The 17,149-nt window shown below is 50.8% G+C and carries 9 protein-coding genes; 7 read left to right on the top strand and 2 right to left on the bottom strand.

The features are described 5' to 3' along the window. Positions 1-31: 31 nt before the first annotated feature. A complete protein-coding gene (locus ACG2F4_RS12280) occupies positions 32-1,675 on the bottom strand; it encodes an alanine/glycine:cation symporter family protein (protein ID WP_395261112.1) in 1,644 nt (547 codons plus the stop codon). A 209-nt stretch (positions 1,676-1,884) separates the two neighbouring features. On the opposite strand from ACG2F4_RS12280, the gene ACG2F4_RS12275 reads away from it, so the two are divergent. Continuing rightward, positions 1,885-2,187, top strand: coding sequence for an HU family DNA-binding protein (locus ACG2F4_RS12275; protein WP_395261110.1), 303 nt, complete (start codon positions 1,885-1,887; stop codon positions 2,185-2,187). A 550-nt stretch (positions 2,188-2,737) separates the two neighbouring features. Here the strand turns inward: ACG2F4_RS12275 and ACG2F4_RS12270 are convergent. Beyond that, positions 2,738-3,391, bottom strand: a complete 654-nt coding sequence (locus tag ACG2F4_RS12270; RefSeq protein WP_395261109.1) for a hypothetical protein — start codon at positions 3,389-3,391, stop codon at positions 2,738-2,740. Between the two features lie 49 nt (positions 3,392-3,440). Here ACG2F4_RS12270 and ACG2F4_RS12265 point away from each other — a divergent pair, with 49 nt between their 5' ends. The 6 genes from ACG2F4_RS12265 to ACG2F4_RS12240 are packed head-to-tail and all read left to right on the top strand — an operon-like array spanning position 3,441 to position 17,133. Next, on the top strand, positions 3,441-5,027 hold the full coding sequence (locus ACG2F4_RS12265) for an NFACT RNA binding domain-containing protein (RefSeq protein ID WP_395261108.1): 1,587 nt from the start codon (positions 3,441-3,443) through the stop codon (positions 5,025-5,027). Then, the gene (locus ACG2F4_RS12260; RefSeq protein WP_395261106.1) at positions 5,027-5,593 is read left to right on the top strand and encodes a shikimate kinase; all 567 of its coding nucleotides are present in this window, start codon (positions 5,027-5,029) and stop codon (positions 5,591-5,593) included. Before ACG2F4_RS12265 ends, ACG2F4_RS12260 begins: the two co-directional genes overlap by 1 nt. Beyond that, on the top strand, positions 5,577-6,671 hold the full coding sequence (aroB, locus tag ACG2F4_RS12255; protein WP_395261104.1) for a 3-dehydroquinate synthase: 1,095 nt from the start codon (positions 5,577-5,579) through the stop codon (positions 6,669-6,671). Before ACG2F4_RS12260 ends, aroB begins: the two co-directional genes overlap by 17 nt. Then, positions 6,668-11,425, top strand: coding sequence for a hypothetical protein (locus ACG2F4_RS12250; RefSeq protein ID WP_395261103.1), 4,758 nt, complete (start codon positions 6,668-6,670; stop codon positions 11,423-11,425). Before aroB ends, ACG2F4_RS12250 begins: the two co-directional genes overlap by 4 nt. 41 nt (positions 11,426-11,466) lie before the next feature. Next, complete coding sequence (gene rnr, locus ACG2F4_RS12245; RefSeq protein ID WP_395261102.1) at positions 11,467-13,647, top strand: ribonuclease R; 2,181 nt, start codon at positions 11,467-11,469, stop codon at positions 13,645-13,647. A 54-nt stretch (positions 13,648-13,701) separates the two neighbouring features. Beyond that, positions 13,702-17,133: a peptidase MA family metallohydrolase gene (locus ACG2F4_RS12240; RefSeq protein WP_395261100.1), complete on the top strand. Its 3,432-nt coding sequence runs from the start codon at positions 13,702-13,704 to the stop codon at positions 17,131-17,133. Positions 17,134-17,149: the final 16 nt, after the last annotated feature.

Raw genomic sequence — 17,149 nt, 5'->3', positions numbered from 1 at the left:
GCTGACTTTGCAGCGCATGCAGACATGTACGTCAAACCTCCGTATTCTCAAAATATTTCTTTGTGATTCTGTAGGCGACTCCGGAAAGTGCAAACAGGGCAATGATATTAAAGAAAGCCATAAGTCCGAGCATGACATCTCCAAAATTCCAGATGGTAGTGAGGGTGACGACGGCCCCGAAGAAATGCATGCCCACGAACATGACGCGGTACCAGAAGATCGACTTGAACCCAAACAGGTACTGGGCGGCACGGTCTCCGTAATAACTCCAGCTGATGGAGGTCGAGATGGCAAAGAGAAGAACGGCAAATGTTACAAGATAGCCCCCTCCCGGGAATATGGGAGCCAAGCCTTTTTCAAAAGCGGCGGAGGTTAGCGGGGCCCCGTTTTGGACCACGCCGCCGTACAGACTTGTCAGCTGATCGCCATTGTCGGTATAGACAGAAACTCCGCTTTCGTTTAGTTCAATTCTCCCGTTGAAAGGTGCGGTGTAGGCCGGGTCGGTGAACATGGTGTCGACTGGCACGTCGTAGTAGTTCATGGTTCCGTTTTCGGGGAGACCACCAGAAAAGTATAGCACGTTGGTCCCGTTATCACTTTGCGCGTTTTGGGTGTTCAACTCATATGTTACCACCTCGTCAGCCGGATCAACGGCGGACTTGTGGCGCATGTCCCATGCCCCGGTGGAAACGATGACGAGCCCCGTCATGGTGCAGATGACCAGCGTATCGATGAACGGTTCCAGCAGGGCAACAACTCCCTCCCGAACCGGCTGATCGGTTTTGGCTGCAGAATGGGCAATCGGGGCGGAACCCTGGCCCGCTTCATTAGAAAATAATCCGCGCTGCACGCCGTAGCTAAGGGTAAATATCAGGGCTCCGGAACCGACTCCCAGGGCTCCGGCCTGTGGATTAAAAGCATTGCTGAAGATAAGGCCAAGAGCTGGGACAACATCCTGGTAGTTTATGAAGAGAATGACAAGGGCGCCCAGCACGTAAAGGATACCCATAAAAGGCACCAGGCGGGAGGTCACTCGTCCAATACGCTTGATGCCGCCCAAAATCACCGCAGCTACCAAGCTTGCGGTAATGAACCCTGTGACGCCAACCGGTATCATAAAATCTGTTTTCATAACGTCAGCCACGGTGTTTGCCTGTACGGCATTACCCGTTAAAAAGGCGCAGATGGCAGCCGAAATGGCAAACGCCACGGCCAGCCATTTCCAGTTGGATCCCAGTCCCCGTTCAATATAGTACATGGGGCCGCCGGAAACAGTGCCGTCCGGGTTGGTGCTCCGGTATTCCTGGGCCAGCGTCACCTCGGTGAATTTTATCGCCATGCCCAGCAGTGCGGTAATCCACATCCAAAATAGGGCGCCGGGCCCGCCGTAGTGGATGGCCAGCGCCACACCGGCAATATTCCCGATCCCCACAGTGGCCGAAAGCGCGGTAGTCAACGCCTGGAAATGGTTGATGTCTCCTTCATCCTCCGGGTCGTCATAAAAGCCGGTAACCACTTTTAACCCGTGTTTGAACCGCGTGAATTGGACAAATCCCAACCGTATCGTAATATATATTCCGAACGCAAGCAGAATAACCACCATTGCTGGAAACGATTCCGGTGTATTCCAAATAAGGTCTACTAACCAGCTAATGATGAAGTCAAATGTTTCCATGCGTATTTGCTACCGTTTAAAATTTCGGTTTAATTTAAGCAAATGTGAAAGTATAAAAGATTTAGCACTTTTTTAGGTGAAAATAAGTGTATGGAATTCAATGCATCTTAAAAAAGTTAAGATGGTCGGTAATGTGCAAACATTCCGCTTTTTTGAGTTGAAACTCACAGTGATTTAACAAAAAGAACAATTATTCAGGGTGACCAATTATGACTAAAGCTGATATAGTTGATGTAATTTCATCTTCAACCGGATTAACCAAAGTGGAAACCGAAGCGGTGGTTAACGGATTTATGGAGACGGTCATAGACGCTATGAAACGGGGAGAAAATATTGAACTCAGGGGGTTTGGCAGTTTCAAGGTCGTCAAGCGCGCCGAGCGCGTGGCCAGGAATCCCAAAACTAATGAAGAGGTGATTGTGCCGGAACAGTATGTACCGGTGCTGAAAGTTTCCAAGGACTTCAAGGAAGCGGTAAATGAGTCGATGATGGAGGAGGAAGACAGTGAATAACCTGCTGATGTTCATTAGACAGGAGGCTGCCGCTTCGTAGTTTTGACCTGTGTTGACTGTTCGTGTATACGGAGTCTCTTTCTGCAGGATGGAATCTCATAGAGCCAATAAACCCCACTTTTAATGGCTCAGCCACCTGACGCTCTCCTGGAACACGGGGGGTTGGAGTTAACGAAATAAACCTCTTTTTTACAGGTAAACGCGTTACAATATCGAACACGCAGTATAGCAGACGCAGGGGGGTAAAGTCTCCTTATAGGAATGAACCCATAAATTGCTATATTTGGGCCACATTTATCTAAAATCTGCAACAGACATGTAGCACGATATAAACAAGAATAAAAAATGGGTGAGCAATCATGCCAAGTGGAAAAAAGAGAAAGCGTTCAAAAATAGCCAAGCACAAGCGTAAAAAACGGTTGCGGAAGAACCGGCACAAGAAAAACAAGTAGCAGCTTCGACGCGCTGTACAAGTAAAGGCCTTCGCTTTCTCGAAGGCCTTTCGTGTTAAGGGGTTGGAATTTCATGACTGCACCGCCGGTGCCGGTGGTCAGGCTGCAGCTACCGTATGCAGGACCCGGTCAGAGATTTTCATTACTTTTTGAGATTTAAGCAGCAGTTCTTTCAGGCGTTCGGTGACGAACTGGTGCACGCTGTTCAGACTGGTAAGGTCCGCCAGCGTATATTGGAAATAGGAGATAAGATTGATAGCCGACAAGTATTTTCCATACTCATCGCCCTCCACTTCAATGTGCCAGCGGGTGATAATGTCATCATCGTCGAGCAGGCTGTTTACCTCCTCGCTGATTCGCTCCATCCATTCACTGGCGGTTTCCAGCCGCCGGTTGCCGTTTTGCCCGGAGACGCCGGTCTGCGATCGTTCCTCGTCGAATCTCCAGGTAACTTCAATGTCGATAACCGGGGCAATGCGGGTGCTCACCATGTTGTCCTCGAGCAGGAACGGGTGCTCTTCCATGCCCTCCAGCTGTTTGGCCAGTACGGTTTCACGGAAGCGATCCCAGTCAAAGTTAAAGGACAGCTCTTTGATAAATTCGGTCCGCTCTTCCAGGTCAATAACGATTTCGAGTCCCGTGGCGTTAATTCGGTCTTCGTTCCACGTCTTGAAAGTTTTTATCTTGACACTCCTGCTTTCGAGATCACTCTTGATTTGATTGACAACTGAATTAAAAATAGGGTACGTCATTTCGCCTTAATCTTTAACTTTTTTACAACCATTGTTCTAAAGAAAGATAATGAACAACTATTTTGAGTTAATATATTTAAATGAGGAATTAAATGAAAAGTTGGAAGGCACCTATTTTGACGTTGCAATATCTCCCCACAAAGATGTAGTGGAAATATTTCTTGACACATTATCTGAACCGCTGCGATTAATATTTAGTGCAAATCCAACTGAAACGGCACTATTTGTTGACTCGTACCGTCCTCCTAAAAAGAGCAATGTTATTGAATTTTTCAAGGGGGTGGAGGGCAAAAAAATCGTCAATGTGGAACTGGCCCATTACGATCGGCTTGTCTACCTCAATTTTGAGGACCAGGATCACCTGTTGTTTAAGCTGTTCAGCAGTAAACCCAATATCTTCCTGGTTCGGGATGGCGAAATCGTCGAATCGTTTAAAAATCCCGGCGAAAAGGTCGGGCAGCCTCCCCCTGAACCGTATGCGCCGACGTTTTCGAATGAGGTCAATCCGAAGGCAAAGCCGAAAAACCAGATCACAAGGCTGAATCCGCTGCTCCCGAGAAATCTGATTCCCGCGCTGGTTGAGCAGCATGATGTGGCGGATATGGCACCGGAGGAGGTAAAGTCGTTTGTGAGCTGGATTACCGAAGAGTTGAAAAGCAACCCACACCCGCGCGTGCTGGTCACCGGTGAAACCTGCTTGTGGTCAAAAGCGGTGCTGGACATTGAGACGGAGGAGGCGTTTGATACCGTCAATAACATGATTCGCCATGCCTACCGGAATGCCGTGCACACCCGCCGGCTGCACCAGGCCCGGCATAAGGTGCAGCAGATGCTGGAACGGGCGCTGAACAAACGGGAAAGCCAGCTGGAACAGCTGAAACAGGCGGATAAAAGCCTGGAGCGGGCCGATGAATATGAGAAATACGGTCATTTGTTGATGGCACATGCCCATGAAAACAGGGCGCCCGATCAGCAACAGATCGAAGTTGAGGATCTGTATAACCAGTCTCAGACGGTGACGATACCGCTGAAAGATCAGAAGGATCTGGCGGAAAACGCGCAGCATTATTACGAAAAGGCCAAGGAGTCGCGCACCTCCTATGAAAAAGCGATGGAGCGGATCAGCGGCGTGGAGCAGGAGATTGGGGAGCTGAAAAAACTTCTGGATGAAATGGAAGAGTTTGAACGGCTGTATGAGCTGGAAAAGTGGATCAAGGATCGCGACGAGACGCTCGAAAAATATGGGTACGGCACCGGCGACCAGGACCAGGCGCAGTCACCTTTTCGAAAGTTCAAGGTGGGTAAGTACGAGGTGTGGATTGGTAAAAGCGCCAAGAGCAACGACAAGCTCACCAGCCTGGCCCACAAAGAGGATGTGTGGCTGCACGCGCGAGGTGTGCCGGGCTCCCATACCGTTATACGCATGGGAAACCAGAAAGAGTTTCCTCCCAAAAACATCATCTTGCAGGCGGCCAGCTACGCGGCCTACTATTCCAAGGCGCGTGGAATGAAGACGGCGCCAGTCATGTACACAAAAGTGAAATATGTTCGAAGTCCGAAAGGTTCGCCTCCGGGCGCCGTGGTCGTCGAACGGGAAGAAGTAGAAATGGTACCACCACAAAAACCGAATCACTGATGGAATCGATCAAGAATCTGCCCGGAATACTTTTTTTATGTGGATTTATGGGCACTGGAAAATCGACGCTTGGCAGGACACTGGCTGAAAAGCTGGAACTTCCTTTTGCCGATCTGGATACAAGAATAGAGAAACAGGCCGGCAAGCCGATCCCGAAAATTTTTGAGGAGGAGGGCGAACAACGGTTCCGCTCCCTGGAGCGCAAACAACTACTGGATACAATAAGAAACTATGAGGGAGTTTTGGCACTGGGTGGAGGAGCGCTCCACAACCAGCACCTGGTCGACCATATTAAAATAAACGGGCTGCTGATATTTATAGAGACCCCATTTTCTGTTATCTTGGACCGCATAATGCAGCACGACAACAGGCCACTCCTGTTAAATGAGGACGGTACCCTGAAGGACAGGGCTGTCCTGGAGGAAGAACTCAGCGAACTATATAACCAACGGCTCAAATATTACCGCCAGGCGGAGATCACCATACGCAACGATAACGAGACCTCAATCGAGGATACCGCCGCCGCACTCGTCAAAAAAATACGCAATCATGTCGCACACAATTGATGTACCAATCAGTTACCAGCAGGATTACAGGATCCATATTGGCAACAATTTGTGGGATCAAATCACAGAATTTTGTGCAGGAAGGTATTCTCCGCGCAGAGCGTTTGCGGTGGTGGATGAGAAGGTCTACCGCCTGCATGCAGATCGAATATCGGCGGGACTGAACAGCTATTTTGATCAGGTTGGAACATACGTGGTACCCGAAGGTGAAAAGAGTAAAAGCAGCACTCAGTGGCAGCAGGTCGTTGATTTTGTCCTGGAGCAGGGCGCCGAGCGGGGAACACCCCTGTTTGCTGTTGGCGGTGGTGTGACGGGAGACCTGGCCGGGTTCGCAGCCTCTTCAGCCCTCAGGGGGCTCCCGCTGGTTCACCTGCCCACCTCTCTGCTGGCCATGGTAGACAGCTCCATCGGGGGAAAAACCGGCATCAACCACAAGGTCGGCAAAAACCTGGTCGGTGCGTTTTACCAGCCGGATGCCGTATTTGCCGATACCCGCTTCCTTGAAACCCTTGAGAAGCAGGAGTGGATCAACGGCTTGTCGGAGATACTGAAATACGGGGCCATTCATTCGCCGGAAATCTTTGAAACTGCTTCTGAACTGGTATCAGGTGCCGGTTTTCAACCGACAGAAAAGTGGACTGACTTGATAGCCCAAAGTGCCTCCATAAAGGTCGAAATCGTGGAAGAGGATACCCTGGAAGCGGGTGTGCGGGCATTCCTTAATTTTGGTCATACGTTTGCCCATGCAATTGAAAAAGAGGCCGGTTACGGAAAGATATCGCACGGACAGGCCGTCTTTGCAGGAATGATTGCCGCCGTATACGCCTCAACACAGCTGGGAGCCCACATTAATAGTACACGTTTTGAAACGTTCAAGCCGTTGTACCCGATAAAGCTGTACGAGCTGGTGCCTCAAATGGATAAGCTGATCCGGGCTATGAAAACAGATAAAAAAGTGAAGGATGGGAACATCCGCCTTATTCTGTTAGATGAGTGGGGAAGTCCATACATTTACCCGTGTGAGGATACCGGTCTTATAGAGGCTGCGTGGTCGTTCGCCTACAAACAATTTAGTTGACACTGAGCGTGGTTTTACGCTGGATACATACCGTATGGAAATATTTTTGGAGAATCATCCTGGTTCTCCTTGTGGGAGGGCTGCTGCTCTGCGGGAGCCTGTTTGGGCTGCTCCAGCTGAATACCTCAAAAAACTATATTGCCAACCAGATCGAAGAGAGTTTTAACAGTCGTTATTACGGGGAGCTCTCCATTGGCGAGCTGGAAGGATTGATGCCTTTCCGTTTTGAGTTGACCGACGTAACCCTGGAGGCCCCCCGCTCCGAAGATTCCCTGATGACTCAAGACAGCCGGGACAGCGTGATTTCCATTTCAAAACTACATACGCAAATCGATCTCTGGAGCCTGCTGCAAAATAAAATCAGTATTGTAGCCTTTCAGCTGCAGGGGCCCGAGCTACGTTTCATGAATAACGGAGAGGGCGAATATACCATGAACCAAGCCTTCCGGCGGCGTTCCATACTGCCCGAACGTCAACAGCAACTGGGCAGCTCCTGGATTCAGCAAGTGGAGATTATTGCACCTCTGTTGACTATCCGGAACGGCTCATTGTTCGTGGAAGAGTTTCACAATGAACAGAATAACGTGATCCTGCCGGAACCTTTTCGTGCCGATTCCATCAGCACCGCCATGTTCCTGGAGCTGAGTGAAGTGCAGCGTTTCCTCGATTTTGAGCATTTTTCGGCCAATCTTCATGGCATGGATTTTGACAACCTCCGGTTTTCGGGACAAATTTATAACGACAGCCGATTTCTGGAGTTTAACGCCTTTAATATAACGACGCCACTCTCTGAGCTGACCGTCAGCGGCCAGATTGACGGCGTTAACCTGGAATCGGACTCGGTCCGCCGGCAGCTGCCCGGGGCCAGCTACGATCTTGACTTCCACTCGGAGAAAATGGTCTTTGCCGAATTTTCCGGGCTCATTCCCTCCGTTCCGTCAATCAGTGATCCGCTTGATTTCCATGTCGTTGCCGACGGGGATCTCGATTCGCTCCACATTGAGCGATTTGATTTCGGGATCGGTGAAAGTTACGTGAGCATCGACGGACGTATTAATAAATTAAATGAGAGAAGCGAGCTGAATTACCTGTTCAACGTGGAAGACCTGTTTCTCAGAAAGCAGGATCTGGAAGTGGTCACCGGTCCGCTTAATCAGGCCCAGTTCAGCCTGTTTGAAGACCTTCAGGTCAGTGGTGCCACGTCAGGGACGCCGGATTCCCTGAACCTTGATCTTAATCTGCAGGGGCCGGCCGGCTCCATTGCGGCAAAAGGGTTCACGCAGTTGCGCACTCCATTCAAGTATTCTGGCTCGCTATCCGCCAACAACATCGACCTGGCGCCCTTTTTGGCACACAGGGTCGATACTACTAATCTGAATTTCGATATATCCCTGAACGGTATCGGGTACGATTTTTCAAAAGATCTGCACAACTTTTCGGCCTCTCTATATAACAGTACTGTCGATGAAATTGCTATCGACAACCTTTCGTTTGAAGCAATGCTGGTTGACGGATTTTTTGAGCACTCATACAACTACCGGACGGGCGATGAACAGATGGCCGGGCAGGGATGGATCGATTTCAAGAAAGAGGAGACCCAGTTTGCCTTGAAGGGGGAGGCGGGTAACATTAATCTTTCCCGCTATTTCGGCTACGAGCCGGTTCCGGAGACACAGCTCAACCTGGATTATAACGTCGAGCTGCAGGGCTTGCAGGCAGATCGCATTCAGGGCCGCGCCAACCTCGATGTCAAAGCATCTGTCATTGGCGGCGACACGGTACAGGCCCACCAGGTTTACATGGACCTGGATTCGCCCGATTTGAGCAGCCGCACGTTCCGGTTGACCAGTTCCCTTTTTGACCTGAATATCCGCGGGGATATAAAACCCACTAACATCGTGCGCCAGGGACGTTACTGGGCCCGCTATCTGGATGAACGGATACGCCATGAAATTATGCTGGATTCATTATCCAGCGGCGAAGCAGCCGAAACAACGCCGCCGGCACCGTTGAACCTCGAGGGGGAACTGGTGACCAAGGACCTGGGGCTGATCCGCCATTACTGGCAGAATTTCCCGCGGGTTGTATCAAATTCGACCCTGAATTTTGATTTCAGGGCCGATGCCAACCGGTTTCTGCTAACTGCCGATACCCGAACTGACACGCTTATCTATAATCTGAATGAAGCGCGCGGGGCAACCACCCGGCTGACGGCTAGTTTTCGGCACGACCGGACGTTAAAAGAGTTCTCGAATATCGATTTCCAGGCCAGTGCAGACTCCCTGCATACCGAATTTGTGAATGTAGATTCAGCCCGCTTCGATCTGTCACTTGAACAGGATTCGCTGTTTATTTCAAGCAGTATTGCCAATATCTCTGATGAGGCCCGCTCGCAATTTATTGTGAGCAGCAAGCTTTCTCCTTCTTCAGTTACGATGAAAATCGATCGTTTTTTCCTCGGAAACAGCCGGTATTCCTGGCAAAACGAGGCCATCCCAACAGTTATCCTGCAGCGGAGCGGAGAGATCGGGTTCCGGGATTTCCGGTTCAGAAACAATAACGAGTTACTGGAGGTGCGGGGTGAGATAACCGAAAGCCGACAGGATTCACTGCTGTTTGTCATGCGCGATGTGAACCTGGAACGGATTTCTGAGCTGATCAACGGAAAATTCCGGTTCAGCGGTACGATGGACGGCACGCTTACCACCCGCTCACTGCTGGCCCGCCCCTCCATCCAGGGAGATATGCAGGTCGAACGGCTGCAACTGGACAACAGGATGATTGGTGATGCCCGTTTTTCAAGCCGGTTCGATCCGGCCCGGAACCGGTTTAACACCAGTATTGATATCGTCACCGATACCACGAAATACAGCGATTATCTGGACCGAAATGACGGAGTAGGCCAGCGGCTTCACCTGGATGGGTATTTTGTGCCCCCCAATCCCGAAGCCCCGCGCGACACCACTTACTATTTTGATGCCAATTTTGAGGAGATCGATCTCTGGATTGTCCCCTACATCGCTCCCAAGGTATTCCAGGAAGTAGAAGGGCTGGCTTCCGGCGAAGGATATATCACGGGTAACATGGAGGATTACGATTTCAACCTGGATTTCCAGGTCCAGAATGCGTTTGCCAAACCGGAATTTTTGAATACCAACTATTTTTTGAATGGCCACCTGGAATTTAACCGGCAGGACTGGCTAACCCTCGATTCGCTGAATGTGACCGATACCAAGGGAGGAACCGGCCTGGTGTACGGCAACGTGGATATCAATAATTTTGAGCCGATTACCTACCTGGACCTGACCATGGAGATGAACCGCCTGCATTTCCTGAACAACACGTATGATCCCGATGTCCCGTTTTATGGCAGCCTTTCCGGTACGGGATCGGTTCGGGTGACAGGACCGAACAACGATCTGTATCTCCGGACTCAATCTCCCGTGGAGGTAACGACCGACTCGCGGCTGTCGATACCGCTGCTTGAAGAAACAGAATTGAATGAAAACACGAAATTTATCCAGTTCGTGGAGGAGTTCAGGCCAGCCCGGAAAAAGGGATCGGAGACCGGGGGGGGAGGCTCGGTCGACGTTGAAGAGTCGATTAACCGGATGCTGGAAAACCTCACCTTTTCGGAGCGGTTTAACCTCGACCTGCAGTTCAATGCCAACAACCCGATGACGGTGGAGCTCATCTTTGACCGGGTGACCGGTGAGGTGCTGACCGCTCAGGGAACGGGACAGATCCGCCTGACGATGGAGGAGGAGAATACCCAGATTTTTGGCCGGTACAATATTACCAGCGGAAGATACCTGTTTGTGGGGGGCGAAATATTTACCCGCCCGCTGCAACTCGAAAGAGGAGGGACCATCATCTGGGAGGGAGATCCACAAAACGCCCGGCTAAATATAAATGCGATATATAATGCGAGGCCGAGCATTGCCCCGCTTGTTGGTACGGCAGAGAGCGGCCAGAACGATTTTGAGGGTCAGCGGGTGCCGATTGACCTGGTGGTTGAAATTACCGGGACGATCACCAGCGTTGAAAATGATTACTATTTCAGAATTCCAAATACGTTCGATATCTCCTCCAACAGCACATTGACAGCCCAGATCAACGAGCTGAACCGCGACGAGCAGCAGAAACTGATTCAGGCTACCAGCATATTGTTAACGGGCAACTTTATCTCCTACCAGAGCACGAACGAGGCCTACAGCAATATCGGGCAGAGTTTTACCCGCCGCTCCACCTACTTGAACCCGCTGCTTTCCAGCCAGGTCATAAGCCCGCTGCTCTCCAGCCAGATCAATGCCCTGCTCAACAGCGATGTAAGCCGGTTTGATATTGATTTCAGCCTGAACGCCTATAACGAAATTGATCTGGGCGTGGCATTGCGTTTGTACAACGATAGGCTTATTCTACGACGCGAAGGTATGATTACAGGTTCCGACAATCAGGCTACTCTCACAGAGCGTATTGGTGATCTAAATGCCACCTACCGGATTAATCGCAGCCTATCTGTTATGGCGTTCCACCGACAGGATCAAACACTTGGAAATGTGACACCCACACCCGGATCCGGAAGTACCGTTGACGGAATCGGCCTGGAGGCCCAGGTGAAGTTTAATACCTGGAAAGAGTTCGCCCGGCGCATTAAAAGAACCATTCTTGGAATATTTGGCGCGGGCAGGAAACAGGACGAAGATGAAACACTGGCTTCGGGTTCAGCGATAAAAGCAACGAAAGAAGATTGAAGATTAATTAATTTAATAAAGCAAAGTTAGAAACATATTTAATGGCTAAGACAACCAAAGAACATACATTCGAGGAGATCATCCTCAACATTTTGAAAAACAATCCTGACTCTGTACTACAGTTTGATATGCTGCAGGATGTGTTGCAAGTAGAATCCAAAAAAGACAATAACAGGCTGAAGAATGCAATTAACAGCCTGTATGACAAGAATTTGATTGTAAAGCGTAAAGGCGGGGCCATTCAACTGGCTCCCGGCGAAGGCGATACAAGGAAGAAAAGATCCCGCAGCGACAACACAGTTGTAGGAAAAATCGATATCAGCCGGCGCGGGACGGGATATCTTATTTGTGACGAATACAAGGAGGATATCCGGGTCTCCTCGCGTCACCTGGGGGTTGCATTGCCCGATGATAAGGTGCGCGTGGAGGTTTTCCCGAGCAAGGGAAGAGATGGCCGCGTTGAGGGCAAAATAGTTGAAATTATTGAACGGGGCCGCGAGATATTCGTGGGCACGCTCATCCAGCAGTCGGATAACAGCTATCTGATTACCTCGGATGAGAATTCAGCTCATATCGACTTTTTTGTACTGCCCAAAAATATTGGAGAGGCCAAGCAGGGAGACAAGGTTATTTTTGAACTTGTTGACTGGGTTCATCCCCGCTCGTTGCCGGAAGCAAGAATAACCCAGGTGCTGGGCGACGGCAGCACCAACGAAGCGATGATGCTGTCGATCCTGGCGGAAAATCAGCTGAAAGCCCCGTTCCCCGAAGAGGTGGAACAGTATGCTGAAGAGATCCCGACCGAGATCCCGCAGGAAGAGATCGAACGGCGGAATGATATCCGTGACAAGCAGATTTTTACCATCGACCCGGAGGATGCCAAGGACTTTGACGATGCACTTAGTATCGAGGTGCTCGACAACGGGAATTATCTGCTCGGCGTGCATATTGCCGACGTTACCTATTACATGCCTCAACAGTCGATTTTGGATGAAGAGGCCTACGAACGAGCGACCAGTGTTTACCTGGTAGACCGTGTGATTTCGATGCTGCCGGAAAAACTGAGCAACGGCGTGTGCAGCCTGCGGCCTGAAGAGGACAAGCTGGCCTACAGCTGCTTCATGGAGTTGACGCCCAAAGGAAAATTGGTGGATCATTCTATTGAAGAAACGGTGATACACTCAAACCGCCGGTTTACCTACGAGGAAGCCCAGGAAATACTGGATGGCAAAGAGAGTGAATTTTCAGCCCCCCTGAAAACGGCGGAAAAACTCGCGCATATCCTGCTGGAAAAACGGTTCAAGGAGGGAAGTATCGACTTTGACACCCCCGAACCGAAGTTTGTGCTGGATGAAAATGGCAAACCGCTTGATATCGAACTGAAAGAACGAGTGTTTGCCCATCGCCTGATCGAGGAGTGTATGCTGATGGCCAACCGAACGGTTGCGCGCCATATCGACGAGCTCAGGGAAAAATCCAGCAAAAAGAAGAGCGACAAGGATCTGTATCCCTTTTTGTATCGCATTCACGATCAGCCGGACTTTGAAAAACTGGAAAATATTCAGGAAACGGTAAAGCCGGTCGGCATCGATTTTCGTCTGGACAGCAGAACCGTGAGCTCAAAGGCGATCAATACGCTGCTGGACCAGGTGGAGGACACCCCGCTGGAGTTGACAGTCAATGACCTGATGCTGCGGGCGATGGCAAAAGCGGAGTACAGCCCGGATAATGTCGGCCACTTTGGACTGGGTTTTGAGCACTATGCCCATTTTACCAGCCCCATTCGTCGCTATCCGGATGTGATTGTCCACCGCTTGTTGAAAAAATACAGCCAGGACAAGCCCGGATACAAGTACAGGGAACTCAAGAAGATGGGAGAGCACTGTAGTGAACGCGAACGGATGGCGGTTGAGGCGGAACGAGAATCGATCAAACTGAAACAGGTTGAGTACCTCAGCCAGCATGTCGGCGATGTGTTTGACGGGGTCGTCAGCGGCGTAATGGAGAAAGGGATCTTCGTAGACCTGAAAAATATCCACTGCGAGGGGATGCTCAAGGTAAGTGAGCTGAATGACGACTATTACGTGTATGATCAAAAACAACATTGCCTTGTGGGGAGAAATCAGGGGAAAAAATATCAACTCGGGAAAGAAATGAAGGTTAGAGTCGTTAGAACAGATATAGAGCAGCGTCACATCGATTTGGCATTGGTCGAGGGATGACCAGGCCAGGCCGCTGTCTTTTTATAAATCCGTGATTTTGACAAAAGGTCGCTTATGAAAATTGCAGATACCCACTCCTGGTTTTCTAAATCGATTGTCTTGCTGGCCCTGATCCTCTTCGGGGGGGCTGAGGTGAGTATGGCCCAGTATTTTTCTTTCGGGAAAAACAGGGTACAATACAACACTTTTGACTGGCGATATATCCAGTCGGAACATTTTGATGTTCACTACTACGGGTCACTCAACTATGAACTGGCCGACTTTACGGTCCGCACGCTGGAGTCTTCCCTCAAGCAGTTTACGGAAGACTACAATCACCAGATTGCAGACCGTATAAAGGTTATCATTTATGACTCTCACAACGATTTTTCCCAGACCAACGTGGTCAACCTGCCCACCAACGCCGAGGGGATCGGCGGGGTGACCGACGCGTATAAGAACCGGATAACGATGCCCTTCAGCGGCAACTATACCGAGTTCCGGAGCACGCTGCACCATGAGCTCTCCCACGCTGTTTTCAACGACATGTTTTATGGGGGCAGCGTACAATCCATTGTCAACAACAACATCCAGCTCACATTTCCCAACTGGTTCGACGAGGGACTGGCCGAATACGTTTCGGTGGGATGGGATAGCAATACCGACATGTGGATTCGGGATGCCGTCATCAACAATTACCTGCCTGACCTCCCCCAGCTGAGTGGCTATTTCGCCTACCGGGGCGGCCAGTCGCTGTGGAACTTTATTGTTGAGGAATACGGGCGCGAAAAGATCGGGGAGATTCTCCAGACGATTAAAACACAGCGCAGTGTGGAAGTGGGGTTCCAGCGTGCGCTGGGGTTGTCGATTCCCGAGCTTTCCGAACGGTGGAAAGATTACTACCGCAAGCGGTACCTGCCGGAAGTGGCGGAACGGGAGGATATTGACAACTTTGCAACGCTGGTGACGGATGACGATCGAAGCGGCACGTACAATACAAGCCCCGCGCTCTCCCCGCAGGGTGATAAAATTGCGATGATTACCAACAAGCGGGGCTATTTTGATGTCGTGGTGATCAGCGCCATTACGGGAGAAAAGCTCAAAACGCTGATCAAGGGCAACGACAATGTGAACTTCGAGGAGCTCAATATCTTAAACCCGAATCTCAGCTGGTCGCCTGACGGCGAGAAATTGACGCTCTCTGCGAAATCGAAAGGCTCGGATGACCTGGCGATTGTTGACTATAGAACGGGTGAAATACAGAAAGTGAAATTCCCCCGCCTCGATGCGATCGGCTCGGTTGCCTGGTCGCCGGACGGGGCCAAAATCGCTTTTGACGGCAACATCGGTCCGTACCAGGATATTTTTGTATACAACCTGGAAACGCAGGAATTCCTGAATATCACCAATGATATTATTTCTGATTTCGAACCGGCGTGGAGTGCCGATTCAAAATCAGTCTATTTTGTTTCGGCGCGGGGCAGCAGGGTTGAGCTAAACCGCTACAAGGAGAATGCCTCGCTTTTGCTGAGTGACGATCTCTACTCAACCGATATCTACGAAGTGGAACTGGGAAGCTCCCGGGCAACGCGGCTGACCAAAACGCCCAACTGGTCTGAGCGGCAGCCGATGACCACGCGCGAGGGAGAAATGGTGTTTATTTCGGATCAAAACGGGATTCCCAATGTGTACCAGTTGAATTTGGAAGATCGCACAAGCGCGCCCCTCACCAACCTGCAGTCGGGCGTAATGCAGATTTCGCTAAGCAGCGACGGGAGCCGCATGGCCGTGAACTCCGTAAATGAAGGGAATCTGGATATCTACCTGATCCGTTCGCCGTTTTTACGCAAAAAAGATGGTCCGCTGGCTCCCAACGAGTGGGCCGAGCGACGCCAGCGTGAACCGGTAACTCAACGGGTGCCGGCGACCTTGTATGTTCGGCAGATGTTCGGGGCATCTGTTGATGCCACAGCAGCAGGAAGGGAGGGCGCACTGCCGTCGGATATCAATGAAACAACAGCAGAACAGCAAAGACAGGCGGGAACAGAAACAGGGGAAGAAGAAGCTGCCCGCGATACGCTCACTGCTGAGACTGCCGAAAATATTGAACCGGGAGAGGCACGGCAGGATACCACTGAAGATGAGGAGATCGATTTCCGTAATTATGTCTTTGCCACCGAGGTGGAGCAGGACACGGCATTTGCCAATGAATACCTGAATGCCCAGCTTTTTAACCCGGAAAACAACACCACCCGCGACGGCCGTTATCAGCCACGGGAGTATCGCCTCCGCTTCACCACCGATTTTGCCTACGCCGGAGGAAGTTTCTCAACCTACTACGGCTCTTACGGGTTAACCCAGGTCGTATTCAGCGACCTGCTGGGCGATCACCAGATCACCTTTGGCAGCAACCTGGTCTTTGACCTGCGCAACAGCGATTATTTCCTGTCGTACGGCTACTATAAACAGCGCACAAATTGGCTGGTCAGCTTTTCTCACTCGGCCACGAGCTACCAGACCTATTCAGGGCAACTGTACCGCTTCCGTACAATGGGCGGGGGAATTACGGCCCAGTATCCGATTGACAAATTCCGGCGGCTGGACCTGAGCCTGTCCGGGATCTCCATTGCCCGGGATTATACTGTCGTGGGATATGACTTCTCGCAAAACGAGGGCTCTTCATTCCTCTACCCCCAGGCGACATACACGGTCGACCGTACGCTGCCCGGATTTATTACCCCGGTGGGTGGTCACCGGTACGCGTTCAGTCTTTCCGGGAGTCCGCCGGCGGGTAGTCTTGAATTTGTTTCTTTGATGGGCGATTACAGGAAATATTTCAATCTCGGGTACGGTTACTCGGTTGCCCTGCGGGGATCCGGGGCTCTATCGTACGGACCCGACTCGCAGACCTATTTTATGGGTGGAATGCTCGGGTGGATCAACCAGCGCTGGTCAGGCAATTCCATCCCCACCGACAAACTGGCCGATACCTTCTTCACCATTCCTGCACTGCCTCTGCGTGGTCATGAATACAACAGCCTGTATGGCGACCGGTTCAGCCTGATAAATGCGGAGTTCCGGTTCCCGCTCTTTGCAGCCATACTGCCCGGACCCATCCCGATTTTGCCCCTTTATAATATGACCGGGGCCGCCTTTATTGATGCCGGGGCCGCATGGGGACAGGATATTCCGCTTGAATTGCAAAATCAGCAGGGGGGGAGCTCCCAGCGAGTGTTAAATGATGCGGATCTTGATTTTGCGGTGAGCGAACCCATCCAGTATTACCTGAACCGCTCGACCGGTGATCTTACTACAGAACCGCCAAGCGAGGGAGGGAACTACTCAACTTTTGAATCTTTGCAAGGAGATGTACTGATAGGGGCCGGGTTTGGCATCCGGACGATTCTGCTGGGTCTCCCGTTCCGCTATGATATTGGCTGGCCATACTATCGCGATGGATTTGGCGGGGACCCGATTCACTATTTTTCAATTGGCATCGATTTTTAATACATATTTTTAGTAC

This window comes from Halalkalibaculum sp. DA3122 (genome assembly GCF_043951865.1).
Classification (GTDB): domain Bacteria; phylum Bacteroidota; class Rhodothermia; order Balneolales; family Balneolaceae; genus JAMQKA01.
The sequence above is the reverse complement of the archived record's forward strand: the minus strand, read 5'-3'. Positions and strand labels throughout refer to the sequence as shown.

Bases quoted from the DNA above. Each gene is read 5' to 3' on its own strand.
- ACG2F4_RS12280 (WP_395261112.1), bottom strand. From the start codon at position 1,675: ATGGAAACATTTGACTTCATCATTAGCTGGTTAGTAGACCTTATTTGG.
- ACG2F4_RS12240 (WP_395261100.1), top strand. From the start codon at position 13,702: ATGAAAATTGCAGATACCCACTCCTGGTTTTCTAAATCGATTGTCTTG.
- ACG2F4_RS12260 (WP_395261106.1), top strand. From the start codon at position 5,027: ATGGAATCGATCAAGAATCTGCCCGGAATACTTTTTTTATGTGGATTT.
- aroB (WP_395261104.1), top strand. From the start codon at position 5,577: ATGTCGCACACAATTGATGTACCAATCAGTTACCAGCAGGATTACAGG.
- ACG2F4_RS12265 (WP_395261108.1), top strand. From the start codon at position 3,441: ATGAACAACTATTTTGAGTTAATATATTTAAATGAGGAATTAAATGAA.
- rnr (WP_395261102.1), top strand. From the start codon at position 11,467: ATGGCTAAGACAACCAAAGAACATACATTCGAGGAGATCATCCTCAAC.
- ACG2F4_RS12270 (WP_395261109.1), bottom strand. From the start codon at position 3,391: ATGACGTACCCTATTTTTAATTCAGTTGTCAATCAAATCAAGAGTGAT.
- ACG2F4_RS12275 (WP_395261110.1), top strand. From the start codon at position 1,885: ATGACTAAAGCTGATATAGTTGATGTAATTTCATCTTCAACCGGATTA.